This is a genomic window from Haliscomenobacter sp., assembly GCF_033763495.1.
Taxonomy (GTDB): Bacteria; Bacteroidota; Bacteroidia; order Chitinophagales; family Saprospiraceae; genus Haliscomenobacter.
Window position 1 is genome coordinate 1 of the sequence record NZ_JANRKL010000155.1, and the last position, 15,839, is coordinate 15,839.

A 15,839-nucleotide genomic window follows, 5' to 3' on the forward strand; every position below is an offset into this window, starting at 1 on the left:
ATAAATCAATAAAGCTTTCTAACATGTCAAGCATTGCAGAAAAAGTAACCAAAATCATCGTTGAGAAGCTGGGAATTACGGATTCAGAAGTTACCCCTGAAGCGAGCTTCACAACCGATTTGGGTGCGGACTCTCTGGACACCGTTGAGCTGATCATGGAATTCGAGAAACAGTTCGATATCTCCATCCCAGACGCAGAAGCGGAGAACATTAAAACAGTAGGTGATGCCATTACCTACCTTGAGGCCAACGCGAAGTAAGATTCGTGTTCGGAAAAAAATCCACAGGTTGATTTTTTAGCCTGTGGATTTTTTATAAGCGTACTCTTGTTTCTGCTAATCTATACTGTATATGAGAAGAGTTGTTGTAACCGGCTTGGGCGCAGCTACCCCCATTGGCAATACCCTGCTGGCTTACCAGGAAGGTTTACAGAACGGAGTGAGTGGTGCCGATCGGATCACTTTATTTGATCCAACGGAGTTCAAAACTCATTTCGCCTGCGAAGTTAAAAACTTCGATCCAGAAGTTGCGATAGACAAAAAAGAGGTGCGTCGTCTTGACCGTTTTACTCAATTCGCCCTCGTTACGGCCGAAGAAGCCATGCAGGATTCCGGTTTAGCTGCTCAATTGGAGCAGTTGGATTGTGACCGCGTAGGAGTCATTTGGGGCTCGGGGATTGGTGGTTTGCGCTCTCTGGAAGAAGAAATTGAAACCTTTACTTCTGGCAATGGAATCCCACGCTACAATCCCTTCATGATTCCCAAGATGATTGCGGACATTGCAGCAGGGCACATTTCCATCAAGTACGGGTTTAGGGGCATCAATTATGCTACCGTATCGGCTTGTGCCTCCGCTACTCACGCCATCATGAATGCCTTCGACTACATACGTTTGGGCCGCAATGACGTGATTGTAACTGGTGGTTCAGAAGCTGCGGTAACCAAGGCAGGTATTGGTGGTTTCAACGCCATGAAGGCCTTGTCGACCCGCAATGACGACTACAAAACGGCTTCCCGCCCCTTCGACAAAGACCGCGATGGCTTTGTACTGGGTGAAGGTGGAGGCGCCTTGATTCTTGAAGAATACGAGCACGCTAAAAAACGCGGTGCAAAAATATACGCAGAAATTGTAGGTGCAGGTGCAACTGCCGACGCCTATCACATCACTGCTCCTCACCCCGAGGGTTTGGGTGCCCAAAACGTGATGCGCATGGCTCTGGACGATGCCAAAATGAATGCCGACGAAATTGATTACGTCAACGTACACGGCACTTCAACGCCATTGGGTGATATTGCCGAAACCAAGGCAATTCAGGGCGTATTTGGCGAACACGCCTACAAACTCAACATCAGCTCGACCAAATCCATGACTGGTCACTTGTTGGGGGCAGCCGGGGCCATTGAGGCTATTGCTGGAATTTTGGCACTCAACAGCCAATTCATTCCTCCAACAATCAATCACTTTACCGACGATCCGGAAATCGACAGCCGCTTGAACCTGACCTTTAACCAGGCCCAGGAACGCAAAGTGCGGGCGGTACTCAGCAATACATTTGGCTTTGGTGGCCATAATTCATCTTTGATTTTCAAGCAGTTCACAGAATAGGACTGTAATGGTTTTTTGTAGAAAAGAAAGAAAACTACTCAATGCCCCAGCGATATGCGCTCAAACTCAGCCATTTTGTACCTTCTAAATGGCTAAGTTTGATTTGTTACAGCAACAATTTTGCTGTTCACTTTCGGTAGTTTGCTTCTTTCTCTTCACTATTTACAGGCCGTTTCTGTATTTATTTATAGTCATCACCCTGCAAAAAATGGATTTTTTGCAGGGCGGCATTGTTTACACTCATAACTAAACGGCCTTGCGTCTTTTATTCAAATTTTATAACTATTACCTGTCTTCGGATAAAGAATTCGCCCGTAAACTCAAGCCTCTGTTGGGTTACACGCCAGCGAATTTGGGTATTTTCAAGTTGGCCTTTTCGCATAAGTCGACCAGCAACTCGGGCGACAAAGCATTCCCGATGCAAAACAACGAACGCCTGGAATACCTCGGCGACGCAGTTTTGGGGACCATCGTGGCCGAATACCTCTTCAAAAAATACCCGGACAGCAACGAAGGTTTTCTCACCAAAATGCGCTCCAAACTGGTGAAGCGCAAATCGCTCAACCGCATTGGTGACAAAATGGAGCTAGAACTCCTCCTCGCGGAGTACAACACCACCCGCCTGAGCCGCTCCATGCTCGGCAATGCAGTGGAGGCCCTGGTGGGCGCCGTTTACCTCGATCGGGGATATGGACCAACCAAAACCTTCGTGATCAACCACATGCTGCGCAAGTACGTGAACATCCACGAACTGGAGCGCCTCGACGACAACTACAAGAGCCAACTGCTGGAGTGGTGCCAAAAAAGTGGCAAAAGTGTAACCTACAAACTGCTGGCTCGTTATAAATTCGAAAAACGCGATCGCTTCAAGGTGGCTGTGATGATCAACAACAAACGGGTCGCCACCGCCGACGACTTCAACAAAAAAAGCGCCGAACAAATGGCTTCGGAAAAAGCCATGATTGCGTTGGGCATTTTGATTGAGGAAGAAGACGATGATTGATGGCTTTTGGGGTTGAGAAGGTTTAGGGAGGTTGAGGAAGGTTTAGGCTGCCGCAGCCTTTTTGACAAGGACATTGTCTAAGTTGCTGCGGCAGCCTAAACCTCCCTCAACCATCTCAACCTCCTCAACCTCCCTCAACTCCTACCCATGAAATCACCCCTGGATAAACGCATCGAAGCCATGTCCCTCGGAGCCAAAGAGCTCCAGCTCTGGGTATTGGACGCGATACGCCAGGGATTCGGGCACCTCCAGAGCCAGCCGCACTCCACCTGGGACAGCATCGCTGCCCGCATGACCGATGCCAAACTGGGGGCTATTTCCCGCCGCATTCGCCTCCTGCGCGAGCGCCGCAACGAGCCCCAATGGCCCGATTTGTTTTTCAACGAACTCGCCGATTTTTACCTCTTTGCCCAAGCATTCGAAAAATTGGAAACCTTGCCTCCAGCGATGCAGGAAGAGCTGCTGCTGTACGGCGGGCGGACCATCCGGAAGGCGGACTTGCTGCAGCAGGAGCCCATTCACGATCGTTGGCTGGTATTGGGGCAAAATTTTGGGGTGGAAGAAGATTTGCGTTGGCGGCGCACCTGGTTTTGGGCCGAAAAATTGCAAAAACCTGCCCTAGTGCTGGATTTTGCCTTTCGGGATGCGCCCTACGAACAGGAATGGATCATCGGAGCGGCTTTTGAAGCGGATATGCATTTTTTCCCGGGCATCAACCCGCTGCGGGCAGTAGTCGGGGAGTTTGGGTTTTCCATTGAGCCCTTTGCAGGCCTTACAGGTTTGAGTAGTGTGGCCGATTTGGCCCAAAACTATGCGCAAGCCCTGAGCCAGAACCCTTTTTTATCACTCAGCCCATTTATCCTGAGTGATTTTGGCGTTATTTTGCAGGAGCAGCGCTTTTACGCCATCGACCAGCAGCGCCATTACCTCCCACTGAACCATCAGGAGGAAAAAAACTGGAAACTGTTGGCCTTGAGCGGCGGAGAGCCGATTGCCTTTTTTGCGGAATGGGATGGGCTGGTGCTCAACCCGCTCTCTTTGATTCAGTCAGCTGCGGTGACCAAGCTTTAAACCACATACCACTATGCCGTTTAGTCGAATGCTTTCTCTGCCTTTTTTTATCGCCATGGCCATTAGCTTTTATCTGGCCCTGATGGTGGACCCTGCTTATGCAAGTTATGTGATACCCTGTGTGGTGGTTTTGGTCATTTTGTATATTTTTTCGCCCCAAATCGACTGGTGGTGGTACCAACGCAGTCCGCCAACGCTACCGGATAAACTGCGGGCTTTTTTTGAGCAGCACAGCTTTTTTTACCGGCAATTGCAAAAGGAAGAAGACCGCCAATTGTTTCATCAGCGGGTAGCCCTATTTAAAATTGCCACAGATTTTAAAAGCCCGGATGCGGATACTGCGGTCAGCGAAGACTTAAAAGTAGCGGTGGCAGCCAGCGCAGTGCCACTGACTTTTCATTTGCCGGAATTTTTGCTGCCCAAATTTGAAACGGTGGTGGTGTTTGCCCAGGCTTTTCATTCGCCACAATATCCTCATTACATTCACGCTTCGGAGTTGTTTGAGGAGGATGGGGTCTTGTTGTTTTCGGCCCCCCACCTGATGAAGGGTTTTATGAGCCCCCGGGAGTATTACGATGTGGCCCTGCACGAGTGGGCGCGGGCTTTTGTGCTCAGTTTTCCCCAGCTCAATTGGCCAGCGGATGACCCTCAACGTTGGTTGGCTTTTCCGCAAATCAGTGGTTTCCCTGCTCAGGCGATTCAGCAGTGGATCAATCGGCCCGATGTGGAGTTGCTCTCGGCTACGATTGTGCATTATTTCCATTTTCCGCAGCCCTTTAAGGCGGTGCTGCCGGAGCTGTATGGGGAATTGGAGGGGATTTTTCAGTTGGAGGGGAAGCGGGGGTAGGACCGCCACGGATTTTTTTACGACCACGATGCTTGGGATTTGGCTTCGCCAAATTTTTTTTACCACGACGACTCGACGGTACGACGACACGACGCCTGGGTGCTGCACACTGAGGGGGGATGCTTCGCATCAGGGGGCAAAAGCGACATTGATGGGAGAACGGATGACCCGGATTGGGGCGGGTTAGAACGGATTTTGATCACGCCTGCGGCTTGAAATAGTCATTTTAAATTGAACCATCTAAGACATCTAAGGGACATCTTAGAAGGCAATGCCCCTGAGGTGTTCCTTAGATGGTGAAAAACGAGCGGCGGAGTAGAGCCTATTATTAACTCGTATTACGCAAGTTTGATTCTGATAAGGCGCAACTAAGGTGTATAACTTTATTCTATTTAATCTCAGGTTTTTAAACCGCAGAGTTTCGCAGAGTGCCCGCAGAGTTTCACAGAGTTTTTGAGTTAGGCCATCTGCGATGGCAAAGGGTGCTCAGAGGCCGCATTGAACAGCAACTGGTATGAAAAAATCAAATTTCAGTAGTACCCGAACGCTCGCCACCGCAGGTGGCAAACTCTTTAAAACTAAAAGGAACTCTGTGAAACTCTGTGGTTTAAACCTGCGTAATGTGAGTTCTTTTCTAAAAATGCTAAATCGGAATATTCAACTCCGCCAAGGCTTTCTCAAAATCTAGCCGATGATACCCCTATATGTCCGCTGTTTTATTTAAAGTACCCGAGTTAAATGTATTTCCGGATTATCGCAACTGATCGGCGATAAGAGGAAGACAACGCGTAAAAAAAAAATTCCCCCTCGGGAACTCTTCCTCATCCCTCATGGTTATTGGAGCATAACCTTTAAAAATGATGATTCTTCACAACATTCGCATCCAGATTCAACAACGACAACGCTAGTCGTCCCTTCGCTCAGGCCCACGCCGCTGAAGTGAAGCAGTGGCGATCCATTTTCCAATCTATTACCATTTCTTGATGTAGCTCAATTGGTTAGAGCACTGACCTGATACGTCAGGGGCTGGAAGTTCAAGTCTTTCCATCAAGACCAACCTTGCGCGGTAGTATAAGGGTTAGTACGTGGGACTCATGATCCCAAGTTAGGAGTTCGAATCTCCTCTGCGCGTCTATTTTGAGTTTTTTTGACCAGTCGTCCAATGGTGAGGATATCTGATTTTGAATCAGGGGATGTAGGTTCGAATCCTGCCTGGTTAGCTGATTTGTTTGAAGAAAAAGCCTTATTCTGTGCTAATTGCAGCAGAATAGGGCTTTTTGTTTTGACTTATTGCAATTTTTTCTTTTATTTTGTTGGACTGGGTTGTTGTGCTGAGAATTGTGGCTACATGAACAAAACATCAGCCCAAACACTCTTTTATGAGAGCTTGATTTCTTTAGAGACCCTATTTATGGAAGTAGGGACCAATAGGATGAAGAAAGAAGGTATCAGACGGGGTGATATAGTGATGATGGATACAAAGCGGAAGCCAAAACCTGGAGAAATGGCGGTATGTGAGGAAGATGGGGAACGGAAATTGAGGAAAGCTAAAGGGGAAGGGGTTGAGTGGAAGGTGATTTGGGTGATGAGGAAGGTGTGAAGGGAACTTTTGTAAATGAAGCGTTTCAAGACGAGACAAATAAGGAACTCAAAAAGAAACATCCTTGTTGATGGTTCACAAAATACGAAAAATAGCTATTTGTAATGGACAAGATAGACCTTCAGAAGTATGCTGATAACATTAAAAAAACTGGATATGTACTTGAATATCAAATATCTAGAATACTCTTAGATCATAAATGGAGTGTAATCAATAATAGGTATTATATTGATGATATTTCTAATGAAATGAGAGAGATTGATATCATTGCCTACCGTGTGAAAGAAATAGCTGACGTTAGATATTATACTACACTTTTAATAAGTTCTAAAAAATCTGAGGATAATAATTGGGCATTTTTGACTAAAAGTATAAATAAAAACGACCCTAACCTGGAATATTACCCTTTATACAATTGGAGTAATAATGATGAATTAAGATACATGTTTGACAACTCAAAATGGAGAGGGAATTTGCTTGACAGTATAGAAAAAGATGACAAATTAAGCTCCGTTTTTGAATTAAATGACTATTTGTTTGCATTTCAAGAAATGAAAAAAAATGGAGCTACTGCCCAGAATGACAAGCCTATATATTCATCAGTTAGTTCACTGATTAAAGCCCTTTCTTATGAGATAAAGAGTTTGAACAATAGAGTTCAATACTCTGCTCATTATTCTTTTCATCTGCTTTCTGTTGCTGATACAGACTTCGTCAAAATACATTTCCAAGGTAACAATGAAATTGAGTGTTCAGAAATACAAGACATAAAGTATCTTAACAGATTTATTGTCAACTCCAAAGACGATTTTTATCGAGTTCATTTTATAAAATTCACACATTTTGAAGAAATCCTTAAGAGCTACGACTATTTATTTGAGTGGGATTTCAACTTTTTTTCTCAGTTGCGGGAGGCATTTAAAAGCAATTTAGTAAAAGATTGGAAAAAACTAGATTATAAGTTATCAAAAAATTCAAATGCTTTTATTAGTAGCATAAAATCCTACCTTCCTAAAGAGCTTGCTGTGCTGGCTGGCATTAGTGAACTAATAGTAGTTTATGAACAAATAGAGCAAAAGCTTAGAATCTTTATTTGTGATAACATATATGTTGTCAACTTTCTTAATGAAAATTCTAAAGTTAAAAGAGTAGTAAAAAAAATGCTTAAAGACTATTTTTTCTATGAAGGAGAGTTCTTTTTTTCTGATGATGACTTGCCTTTTTAATTTCAAAAAAAAAGAAAACAAACTCAGGAAATCTATTTAAATTTCCTTTCTGCTCAAATCTATCAATGTGCTTTTGTCCACTTTCAATCAGGCAGCACGGACGCAAAGAGTACAGGAAGCCGAGAATGAGGGTAAGTAAGAAAATCATACCTTTAAATTTTTTCAAAAGATGGACCTATGGCTCGTAAATTAAAAGCTCGAAAACTGATTGTCATTTTAGCATTTGTTAGCTTTTGTATTTTAACGATTCCTACTGTGATTTACTGGTGCAATTTTAGAGGTTACAAGCTCTCTGACAGCCCAGGAGATTGGGGGGTGTTTGGAGATTACATGGGGGGTGTTTTGAATCCGTTGTTGTCAATTGTAAATTTGATTGTATTAGGGTACTTGACGATTTTTGTTTCCGAACAAGATAATCGTATGGCACTAAACCAATTTAGGTTTGACTTATATGTCGATGTGAAAGAAAAGCTAACAATACTGGACAGAAACACTACAAAAAAGGATTTAGACGAATTAATTACAAAGGTTAGGAGTTTTGGAGATTTTGGTTTCTTGTTTGACAAAAAGGCTGATTATCAAAGTGCAGTAAATCGATTAATAGAAATTTTGGATAGAATAGGTAAAGAGATGAAAGAATCTTTACCTGAGAAACAAATACGCGGGGTTGGTGATTCAGCCAAAAGAGAAGACCTTTACAATGAAATAAAAGAATACAATAAAACTCATGAAGAATTACTATTATTTATTCAAACAGAAATAACAAAGAAATAATACATTAATTTAAACAACATGTGTTCATAAAGGTTGGCTCATGGCAACAGAAAACACCTCTAAACCAGTTTCTCGGTCTACAATGCCTCAAATCATCTTTGGCGCTTTAGTCGGCATCCTCCTTGGCATTGCCGGAGTACTCATTTACCAAGGCTATTTAGGCCAGATCACTGGCATATTGCTGTATGTATCACTAGTCTTTTTCGGAGTAGTTGTGCTTACCTTCATTCTGGTTTGGGGCTTCAAAACCTACCTAACCCGGCTTATTTTTGGCTCCAAGATGGCCGACTCTCCCGACCTCATTGCTGAAGCGCAAAACATCGCCAGCGAGTTAAGTGATGGAGTCATTGACAAGGTCATGGAGAATGCCACAGAAGAGCAGCGTGAAAATGCCAAGGGGCTGGTGCTGCGGCTGGGGAATTGGTTCGTGTGGGGGCGGCTGCGGAATTGGTGGTGGAATTGGATATTGGGGATTTTTGTGTCGTTAGGGGGATTGACAGGGACCTTGTTGTTGGTGAATCAGAATGAGTTGTTACAGAATCAGAACCAGTTGATCAAAAACCAGATGTCGCTGGAGGAGGCTAGTCGGCGGGGGGCTTTGGTGATGTTGATGAGTAATATTTTTGATAAGGTGGATGATGAGATAAAGGAACAGAAGGCGGAAATGAGCAAGCATGGAAAGATAGTTACGGATAGTACGAAGTTTTCGATCAGTCAGTCTTTGATTGGGCAGATTGCAGCGTTGAGTCATGCACTCAAGCCTTATCGGTTTATGGATGGGGAAATATTAATTAATGAACCGCTTAGTCCAGAAAGAGGACAGTTGTTACTTACAATTACGAGGTTACCGTTAGATACAACTTCTTTAAAACATATATATGCAAAAGCGACTTTTGAAGGGGCTGATTTGAGGGAAGCTATTCTATTTGAAGCTAATTTAATAGGAGTTAATTTAATGGGAGCTAATCTATTTTGGACGCAAATGACCGGAGCTAATTTAAGTGGGGCTAATTTAAGTGGAGCTGAGCTTAAAGGGGCTATTTTGAGAAGGGCTATTTTGAGAGACGCAATTTTGGTTTCTGCAAACTTGGAAGGAGTCAGTTTTACATGGGCTGATTTAGAAGGGGCAATTCTTACTAGTGACCAACTTTGCTGTGTAAATTCCTTATTTGAAAGTAAGTTACCAAGCAATCTTGATATAATCAGCTTGAAAAAAACGTATCCTCGGCTTTTTAAAAACCCATTGTTTTCAGATTAATATTTTGATTATCAATCGAAACAAAGTAAGATGTCATTCTCCCAACTCAATAGCTCTTTTTAAGGCCGCTTTTACACCGAGAATAATAATGGAATGCAAATTTGAGTCATTAAATGTTTTAATTGCAGCCTCAGTAGTACCTCCTTTTGAAGCAACCTTTTGAATCCAATCATTACAGCTATAACTATGCGCTTGATACAAGCTTAAGGCCCCTAAGAATGTATGCAAAACCAATAATTCTGCTTCTGATTTTTTTATTCCCATCTCAATTGCACCATTAATCATTGAATCCATAAAATAATATATATATGCGGGTCCAGATCCTGAAATTGCAGTTACAACATCAATTAGTTCTTCTCTATCTACATTTAAAGTTTTTCCAGTAGTTGCTAATAGATTTTGAATAGCACCCTGTTCAAACCTCGAAACTTCTTCAGTTGCAACAAAAGCTGTCATGCCTTGGCCTATTTGTGCAGGAAGATTTGGCATAGCCCTGATTATCTTAGCAACCTTAATACTTTGTTGTATCGATTTAATTTTCACACCTGCCATTATACTGAGAATAACCTGTCCATTATCTACATAATCTGCAATTTGTTCAAATAGGGTTTGAGCATCTTGAGGTTTAACAGCCAAGATAATTAGATCTGCTTCGGGTACACATTGAGCAGGGTCAGAATAAATTCTTGCAATATTTTTACTCTTCAACTGTAAAATTCTATCTCCTTTATCTTTTTCTAACATCATTAGTTGTTCGGCAGTAACAACATGCGAGTTAATAAATGCTTTCGCAAAAGTCATGCCCATATTACCACCACCAATTATTAAGATATTCATAGCTAGCGTTTTTGATAAAAATTAAATTTCATACAAAAATTGCCTTTCCTTTGGGATTGAAATAATAGGTTTATTACGCTTGTCAAGCTCAAAAAATAACTCTTGCCACTTTCTCGCCACACTTTCATCTAATCTGTCATAGTATTCGCACTCAGCAATTGCATTGCCCTGATTTGATTTCCATTTTACAATGAATTTCTCGTCGTGCAATAATAAAAAATCATATTGGAGCCGTACTTTTGGCGATTTTGGCAGGTATTTGACTTCAATACCTATTTCCTCCATTTCATTAATAGCTTTCTGGTAATCTTCATCAACAACATCATTTTGGCCGATAAGAATTCTTACTATTGCACCTCCATTTCTGATGAATTCAGCCTGCCAACTGTAGATTTCAAGAGACAATTCTTTATATTTATCATGTTCATTTGTCCAAATATGTATAGAGCTGGAGTGCACAATTCTTGCAATAATGTTTTGGTGACCTGCTTCTTTTTTAACCCTTTGCATCTCAGACAAGCATTGCCAAAAGAAGATATATGACTGAAGGGACACTGCCTCTTCTTTTAACGTGAATCCATACTGAAAAGGTTCGATTTGAGAAATGAACCGATCCATAATGAATGTAATCATATTTTGTGAAAAAGGTTCTGCTGACAATAAGTATTTAAATAAAACTTTAAATCTAGAATCTACTCCCAATAACAAACTATGAATTTTTTCTATTGCCACAAGTTTTTCTTTAGTTGCTTTTATTTCCTCTTGAAGTTTTAGATTTGACTCCATTAAAATCAAAAATGATTCATCCGAATTTATTCCTTTTCTTGTTAATACAAAATATACTATTACAACACTAAGCAATGTGGAAAATATATCCGGAAGTAGCTCTTGAAAAAAAGATGCCACTAAATTTTCTTGCTTTACACTATAAGATACTATCGCATAAATGCAAAACACTGCAATACCTAAAGCAATACTTGTAAGTACCAATAAGTATTGCACTCTATCTTGGTTTCTTCGAATTGTACTCATAATTTTTTAGTTAATATGTCTATGTATAATAAACAAGATGCATAATCTTTTTAACACAGCTAACTTACAAATTTTAATCCAAATATGCAAATTCCAAATGCTTTTTTGTGAAGGTATATTTCATTTTAAACAGGAGAGTTAAGACTGATGTGTCACTTTCTGGCTAAGCGCGACGAAAACTATTCAACAAGATAAAATCAAAAACTGGCTTCAAGAATTAGTCAATCCTGACTTTCTCAGGGTCGACGAATTAGAGCAATAAAATAAATGACTCAAAAAAATGTTTGCGGAACTAACATCGATCATGAAATTTTGCCAGAAGGTTAGATTTACCAATAGGGGCAAGTATAGGATGAAAAGAAGAACTGATAGACACTTAAAAGCGTCATAGTGTTTGCCAGAAAAGTAAAGTCCTGGGCACACGTAGTCAAACTTATCTTGACAGAAAGCGAGGTAATCGGTCAAAGCAAAAAGATAAAGTGATGGCTAAGCTAAGATAATGAAGGGGTTCATGTTATAAGGGCCCTATATACAAGTAGTCGTAATGGATTAATGCTTTTGCCCTTTTTTTTCCCATGTTAGAACGGGCTATCAAGTAATTATACATAGCAACTCCAATTCCTATTGTTTCTTTTTGCTCATTAATAATAGCAAGCAAATCACCTTTCTCAAACTCACCGGACACTTCAATAATCCCTACAGGTAGTAAGCTGCATACAGAATTGGTTATCGCATCCACAGCTCCTTGATTTATGGTAATAGAACCTTTGAAATTTCGATTTTGCCAAGCAACCCATTTTTTTGAGCTTTTAAGAGGGTTACTAGCAATGAATCGGGTCCCTACTTCTATTCCGGAAACAACATCTGTGATAATATTAGGTGTTTTTCCATTGGCAATATACGTATCTATCCCCACTTTTGCGGATTTGCAAGCAAAACGATATTTAGTCATCATCCCGCCTCTACCAAATGAAGATTTTTCTGATGTAATGAAATTTGAAATTTGATAATCATCAACATTTATTTTAGATATTACTTTGCCTATAGCTTGCTCGGGCAAACTATTGTATATTCCATCAACACTACTTAAGTATATTAATGTATCAGCACCAATCATAGATGCCATCATGCCAGCTAACTCGTCATTATCAGTGAACATAAGTTCTCCAATAGAAACGACATCGTTTTCATTTACTATGGGGATGATTTTGTCTCGAAGTAAGGCTAAAAAACAATTCTTCATGTTTATATAGTGGCGTCGATCTCTAAAGTCTTCTTTAGTTGTTAATACTTGTGCACAATGAAGATTATATTCCCTAAATAAATCAATATACACTTTCATTAAATGTGGTTGTCCTACTGCTGATAATACTTGCCGTTGGGTTACTTTATCTAAATTTTGAGGCAAGGATAGTACCCCTTTCCCTGCGCCAACAGCCCCTGAAGTAACGATTATGATTTCTTTACCAACTTGTTTTAAATATGCAACCTGTGCTACAAGACGAGCAATACTGTCCATGTCAAGTTTACCATTCGTTAAAGACAGTACATTTGTTCCTATTTTTATTGCAATTCTTTTCATAAAGCTTTTTTTAATAAATCATAAGGTATTAAAAAAGAGATAATTAATTTGATTTAACAAAACGAGATCGTACTATTCACTTCCCCTTAACTACAACTGAAACAAGTAGAAAATTTGCCAAAATCGTCTAATCTTTTCTAGGTTAATAGGGGAGACAGATTTTGGGTGGCTCCATATCCAAAACATCTGATATAGCAATTTTAGATGTTATAAACACCCCCAAAATCTACATTGAAAATCAGACTCTATACGAAAATATGGGTTTCTCCACTTAAAATCAATAGGGCTCAAAATATTTATAAAATTATTCTTAGGTTTCAAAGCTTAGCAAAAAGTCTTTATCCAACTTACTAGGTATTGACATTCTTTCCCGCCAGTTCTTCCCTACCGCTAGTCTAAAGTTTCTACATCAAAGCCCACACTTCATCAAACGCCCCCTCCTAATTATCAATTTTTCCTGTCCAATCTCCGCCACCAGTTCCACTTCCGTCTGTAAATAAGGCAGCTATTTCGTAGCAAAAAGCTGTTGATTTTCATGCAGTACGGAGTATTTGGCGATGATGTGATCCGTTTGGTACGCCATTTCAACCCATTTTTTACCGCCCAAGCAGCAAATCCCACCCCAAAATCCCTCCCCTCCTTGCATCCCACCATTTTCCCTCCTATTTTTACCGTCAAAGCAGTAAAAAATGAACACCACTCAATTGGGCGAGCTAATTTTGTTTCACCGCAAACGAGCCAGTTTATCCCGCGAAGCTTGCGCCTTATTGGCTGGAGTGGGCAAAACTGCGGTGTATGACCTGGAGCATGGCAAGGAGACCATTCGGATGGATACCTTGTTGAAGATACTCCAGGTCCTCAACATCAAAATGCAATTCAGCAGTCCATTAATGGAAGAATACAAGCAGAAGCAACGCGAGTGTTTTGAACAAGCCATCAAAAACAGCCAGGCCACTCAAGAACAAATTGATGAATTGGCCAGGGAGGCCAAAAGTGGCTGGTGGGAACGAAATAAAGATCGATTTCCTGGGTTAGAGGATGTTTAAATGGGTGCTTGCTTTGCTCTGAAATTATGGTCAGCATAATTGTGCGCACGCCGTGCGCATAAAGTCTTCGCTGGTGAATCTGGGTTAAATTGGACCAACCCACCATAGAAAGGGAAGATGTGAACTAGCGGGTACATTGCCGCACTTGCTCCCCATTAAAAAAACTCGTAGCTTTATATTTTTATTAGCATAGTCAAACCAAATTTTAGAATGGTCAACCTACCAGCCATCAAAGCCAAAATCATCCAGAAACTACAGGAAACCGACGAGGAGTGGATTATTCGCAGCATTCAAAAGCTGTTGGACATCCAGGATACCGAAGAAACCCTTTTCTGGAACGCGGTTGCATTGAACAATTTGGCGCACGCGTACAGTGATGATGAGCCAGATTATGATAGTTATGTGGTAAAATAAAATGTAGAGTACAAAGTGCTGAAGATGTATTGGAGGGCTTAGAACTGGATTTAGGGTTATTGAAAGGATCATAAACTTTAACTTTTCAAGAGAAGTCTAACTAATCCATAAAATGCTAAAAACATGAAAAAACCATTAGCAACCATTTTGCTTTCCCTATCTGCCTTCATTGTCTTTGCACAAAATCCAGACGAAGAAGCCATAAAAAAGATGTTGCGTCAGGAAACGATCGATGCCTACGCTTCAAAAAATGTCAATGGATATTTTGTTGAATCCAACAAAACTTTCCGAGGATGGAATACCCGCTCCGGTTATGAAGTCGATTTTGGAATTGATGCCATCAAAAAACGCAATGAAACGGCTTTTAACACCAATCCAAGGAGTGTGAATCCCATTAACGAAAATTTCTCTTTCAAATTTTACACTCCTGAAGCTTGCCTGGTGACCTATGATCAGTATTTGTATGGGAAGGAAAACGTTCCCTCTAAGGAAACCAGAATGCTAGAAAAGATCAATGGACTTTGGAAGATCGCAGGATTAATTGCGCTTTGGGATTATTCGGGCAATCCCTTTGAACAGAACTTGGTACGCACTGTTATTGAAACTGAAACTAAAGCCTATCATGCTGGAAACTTTGACTTGCTTATGCAGCAATGGGACTTGTCGGTGAATTATGTCGAGCGCATGCAAAGCAATCTAAAACAACTTGCTGGCTCTAATTATTTCAAAGGTGACAACCTGAGAGCATTCACCGAGCAGTACAAAAAAACGGCTAAACCTACCGGGCAAACTTATAAAACTTCCGATTATGATGCCCATGTCAGCGCTAGCACTGCATGGGTAACTTATACTCAGGAGACCTTCAATGCAGACGGAAGCCTGTTTGGCAAAACCCGAGAAATGCGTATCCTGGAAAGGCGCAATGGCTGGAAAATCGTAGCCATGGCTGCAGTCGATCTTTAAAAGCATATTTAAATATTGTTGCTTCAGGCAAAAATGAGGCTGATTTGAGATGAATGAGACAAAAAATCGGTTTCAGAAGAAAAGCATCTCGAATCAGCCTCATTATTACAAGTTTTAAGTGACTACATTCGAACCGCATAACCTCACCTCGCCTTCCTCATCAACATCAAAAAGTCAACCCTAATCCAAGGCCCCTATTTGCTTTACCCTGGTTTTATACCGTTTTCCCAATTAGTGCGGAGCTTCCGCACCATTTGAGTTGGACGCATTTTGTGGAGTTACTAGCTTGTCAACTCTAAAAACGGGAAACGGGTTGATTGTTACTTTGGGTTTATTTAACTTGCAATCAAAAAAGAACGAATCATGCTTGAACAAGCTGCTGCCACCCAGCCACTCAATGATGTTCAATTGATGCTTTTGCGCCTGTTTAGTCGACCAGTTTCTACTCAAGACCTAGATGCTATTCAACATATCTTGCTTGACTATTACAACAATGCCTTACAAAAAGAACTGGATCGGGTAATAGAAGAGAAAAACATTACCAGAGAAGATTACGATAAGATTCTTTCCAATCAATAGAA

The 15,839-nt window shown here is 41.2% G+C and carries 16 protein-coding genes and 3 tRNA genes; 16 read left to right on the forward strand and 3 right to left on the reverse strand.

The window, feature by feature from the left end; all coding sequences use genetic code 11:
* Nucleotides 1-23: 23 nt before the first annotated feature.
* From SFV55_RS16260 to SFV55_RS16315, 12 genes are all read left to right on the forward strand, one after another.
* Nucleotides 24-260, forward strand: coding sequence for an acyl carrier protein (locus tag SFV55_RS16260; protein ID WP_320030642.1), 237 nt, complete (start codon nt 24-26; stop codon nt 258-260).
* 85 nt (nt 261-345) lie between these two features.
* Entirely contained in the window at nt 346-1,605 is a 1,260-nt protein-coding gene (fabF, locus tag SFV55_RS16265; protein ID WP_413776715.1) for a beta-ketoacyl-ACP synthase II, read from the forward strand.
* A 256-nt stretch (nt 1,606-1,861) separates the two neighbouring features.
* Nucleotides 1,862-2,608 (forward strand): ribonuclease III, encoded by a 747-nt coding sequence (gene rnc, locus SFV55_RS16270; protein ID WP_320030584.1) that lies wholly within the window; start codon nt 1,862-1,864, stop codon nt 2,606-2,608.
* Between the two features lie 147 nt (nt 2,609-2,755).
* The gene (locus SFV55_RS16275) at nt 2,756-3,679 is read left to right on the forward strand and encodes a hypothetical protein (protein WP_320030585.1); all 924 of its coding nucleotides are present in this window, start codon (nt 2,756-2,758) and stop codon (nt 3,677-3,679) included.
* Nucleotides 3,680-3,692: 13 nt separating this feature from the next.
* Nucleotides 3,693-4,526: a zinc-dependent peptidase gene (locus SFV55_RS16280; protein ID WP_320030586.1), complete on the forward strand. Its 834-nt coding sequence runs from the start codon at nt 3,693-3,695 to the stop codon at nt 4,524-4,526.
* A gap of 979 nt (nt 4,527-5,505) precedes the next feature.
* A tRNA-Ile gene (locus tag SFV55_RS16285) sits at nt 5,506-5,582 on the forward strand.
* A 4-nt stretch (nt 5,583-5,586) separates the two neighbouring features.
* Nucleotides 5,587-5,658 (forward strand) — tRNA-Met (locus tag SFV55_RS16290).
* Nucleotides 5,659-5,674: 16 nt separating this feature from the next.
* A tRNA-Gln gene (locus tag SFV55_RS16295) sits at nt 5,675-5,746 on the forward strand.
* Between the two features lie 128 nt (nt 5,747-5,874).
* Nucleotides 5,875-6,126 carry a S24 family peptidase gene (locus SFV55_RS16300; protein ID WP_320030587.1) on the forward strand — a complete coding sequence of 84 codons (252 nt, stop codon included), beginning with the start codon at nt 5,875-5,877 and terminating at the stop codon, nt 6,124-6,126.
* Between the two features lie 104 nt (nt 6,127-6,230).
* A complete protein-coding gene (locus SFV55_RS16305; protein ID WP_320030588.1) occupies nt 6,231-7,352 on the forward strand; it encodes a hypothetical protein in 1,122 nt (373 codons plus the stop codon).
* Nucleotides 7,353-7,529: 177 nt separating this feature from the next.
* The gene (locus SFV55_RS16310; RefSeq protein WP_320030589.1) at nt 7,530-8,126 is read left to right on the forward strand and encodes a hypothetical protein; all 597 of its coding nucleotides are present in this window, start codon (nt 7,530-7,532) and stop codon (nt 8,124-8,126) included.
* A gap of 40 nt (nt 8,127-8,166) precedes the next feature.
* Entirely contained in the window at nt 8,167-9,384 is a 1,218-nt protein-coding gene (locus SFV55_RS16315) for a pentapeptide repeat-containing protein (RefSeq protein WP_320030590.1), read from the forward strand.
* 33 nt (nt 9,385-9,417) lie between these two features.
* On the opposite strand, the gene proC is transcribed toward SFV55_RS16315, so the two are convergent.
* The 3 genes from proC to proB form a co-directional block, all read right to left on the reverse strand.
* Entirely contained in the window at nt 9,418-10,221 is an 804-nt protein-coding gene (gene proC, locus SFV55_RS16320; RefSeq protein ID WP_320030591.1) for a pyrroline-5-carboxylate reductase, read from the reverse strand.
* Between the two features lie 21 nt (nt 10,222-10,242).
* Nucleotides 10,243-11,253 (reverse strand): hypothetical protein, encoded by a 1,011-nt coding sequence (locus tag SFV55_RS16325; RefSeq protein WP_320030592.1) that lies wholly within the window; start codon nt 11,251-11,253, stop codon nt 10,243-10,245.
* Nucleotides 11,254-11,767: 514 nt separating this feature from the next.
* A complete protein-coding gene (gene proB, locus SFV55_RS16330; RefSeq protein ID WP_320030593.1) occupies nt 11,768-12,835 on the reverse strand; it encodes a glutamate 5-kinase in 1,068 nt (355 codons plus the stop codon).
* Nucleotides 12,836-13,524: 689 nt separating this feature from the next.
* On the opposite strand from proB, the gene SFV55_RS16335 reads away from it, so the two are divergent.
* The 4 genes from SFV55_RS16335 (at nt 13,525) to SFV55_RS16350 (ending at nt 15,837) form a co-directional block, all read left to right on the forward strand.
* Entirely contained in the window at nt 13,525-13,881 is a 357-nt protein-coding gene (locus SFV55_RS16335) for a helix-turn-helix domain-containing protein (RefSeq protein ID WP_320030594.1), read from the forward strand.
* A gap of 210 nt (nt 13,882-14,091) precedes the next feature.
* On the forward strand, nt 14,092-14,295 hold the full coding sequence (locus SFV55_RS16340; RefSeq protein ID WP_320030595.1) for a hypothetical protein: 204 nt from the start codon (nt 14,092-14,094) through the stop codon (nt 14,293-14,295).
* A gap of 123 nt (nt 14,296-14,418) precedes the next feature.
* Entirely contained in the window at nt 14,419-15,258 is an 840-nt protein-coding gene (locus SFV55_RS16345) for a hypothetical protein (protein ID WP_320030596.1), read from the forward strand.
* A 363-nt stretch (nt 15,259-15,621) separates the two neighbouring features.
* A complete protein-coding gene (locus SFV55_RS16350; protein ID WP_320030597.1) occupies nt 15,622-15,837 on the forward strand; it encodes a hypothetical protein in 216 nt (71 codons plus the stop codon).
* Nucleotides 15,838-15,839: the final 2 nt, after the last annotated feature.

Coding starts and splice junctions, on each gene's coding strand:
- SFV55_RS16260 (WP_320030642.1), top strand. CDS start 24: ATGTCAAGCATTGCAGAAAAAGTAACCAAAATCATCGTTGAGAAGCTG.
- SFV55_RS16275 (WP_320030585.1), top strand. CDS start 2,756: ATGAAATCACCCCTGGATAAACGCATCGAAGCCATGTCCCTCGGAGCC.
- SFV55_RS16280 (WP_320030586.1), top strand. CDS start 3,693: ATGCCGTTTAGTCGAATGCTTTCTCTGCCTTTTTTTATCGCCATGGCC.
- SFV55_RS16300 (WP_320030587.1), top strand. CDS start 5,875: ATGAACAAAACATCAGCCCAAACACTCTTTTATGAGAGCTTGATTTCT.
- SFV55_RS16305 (WP_320030588.1), top strand. CDS start 6,231: ATGGACAAGATAGACCTTCAGAAGTATGCTGATAACATTAAAAAAACT.
- SFV55_RS16310 (WP_320030589.1), top strand. CDS start 7,530: ATGGCTCGTAAATTAAAAGCTCGAAAACTGATTGTCATTTTAGCATTT.
- SFV55_RS16315 (WP_320030590.1), top strand. CDS start 8,167: ATGGCAACAGAAAACACCTCTAAACCAGTTTCTCGGTCTACAATGCCT.
- proC (WP_320030591.1), bottom strand. CDS start 10,221: ATGAATATCTTAATAATTGGTGGTGGTAATATGGGCATGACTTTTGCG.
- SFV55_RS16325 (WP_320030592.1), bottom strand. CDS start 11,253: ATGAGTACAATTCGAAGAAACCAAGATAGAGTGCAATACTTATTGGTA.
- proB (WP_320030593.1), bottom strand. CDS start 12,835: ATGAAAAGAATTGCAATAAAAATAGGAACAAATGTACTGTCTTTAACG.
- SFV55_RS16335 (WP_320030594.1), top strand. CDS start 13,525: ATGAACACCACTCAATTGGGCGAGCTAATTTTGTTTCACCGCAAACGA.
- SFV55_RS16340 (WP_320030595.1), top strand. CDS start 14,092: ATGGTCAACCTACCAGCCATCAAAGCCAAAATCATCCAGAAACTACAG.
- SFV55_RS16345 (WP_320030596.1), top strand. CDS start 14,419: ATGAAAAAACCATTAGCAACCATTTTGCTTTCCCTATCTGCCTTCATT.
- SFV55_RS16350 (WP_320030597.1), top strand. CDS start 15,622: ATGCTTGAACAAGCTGCTGCCACCCAGCCACTCAATGATGTTCAATTG.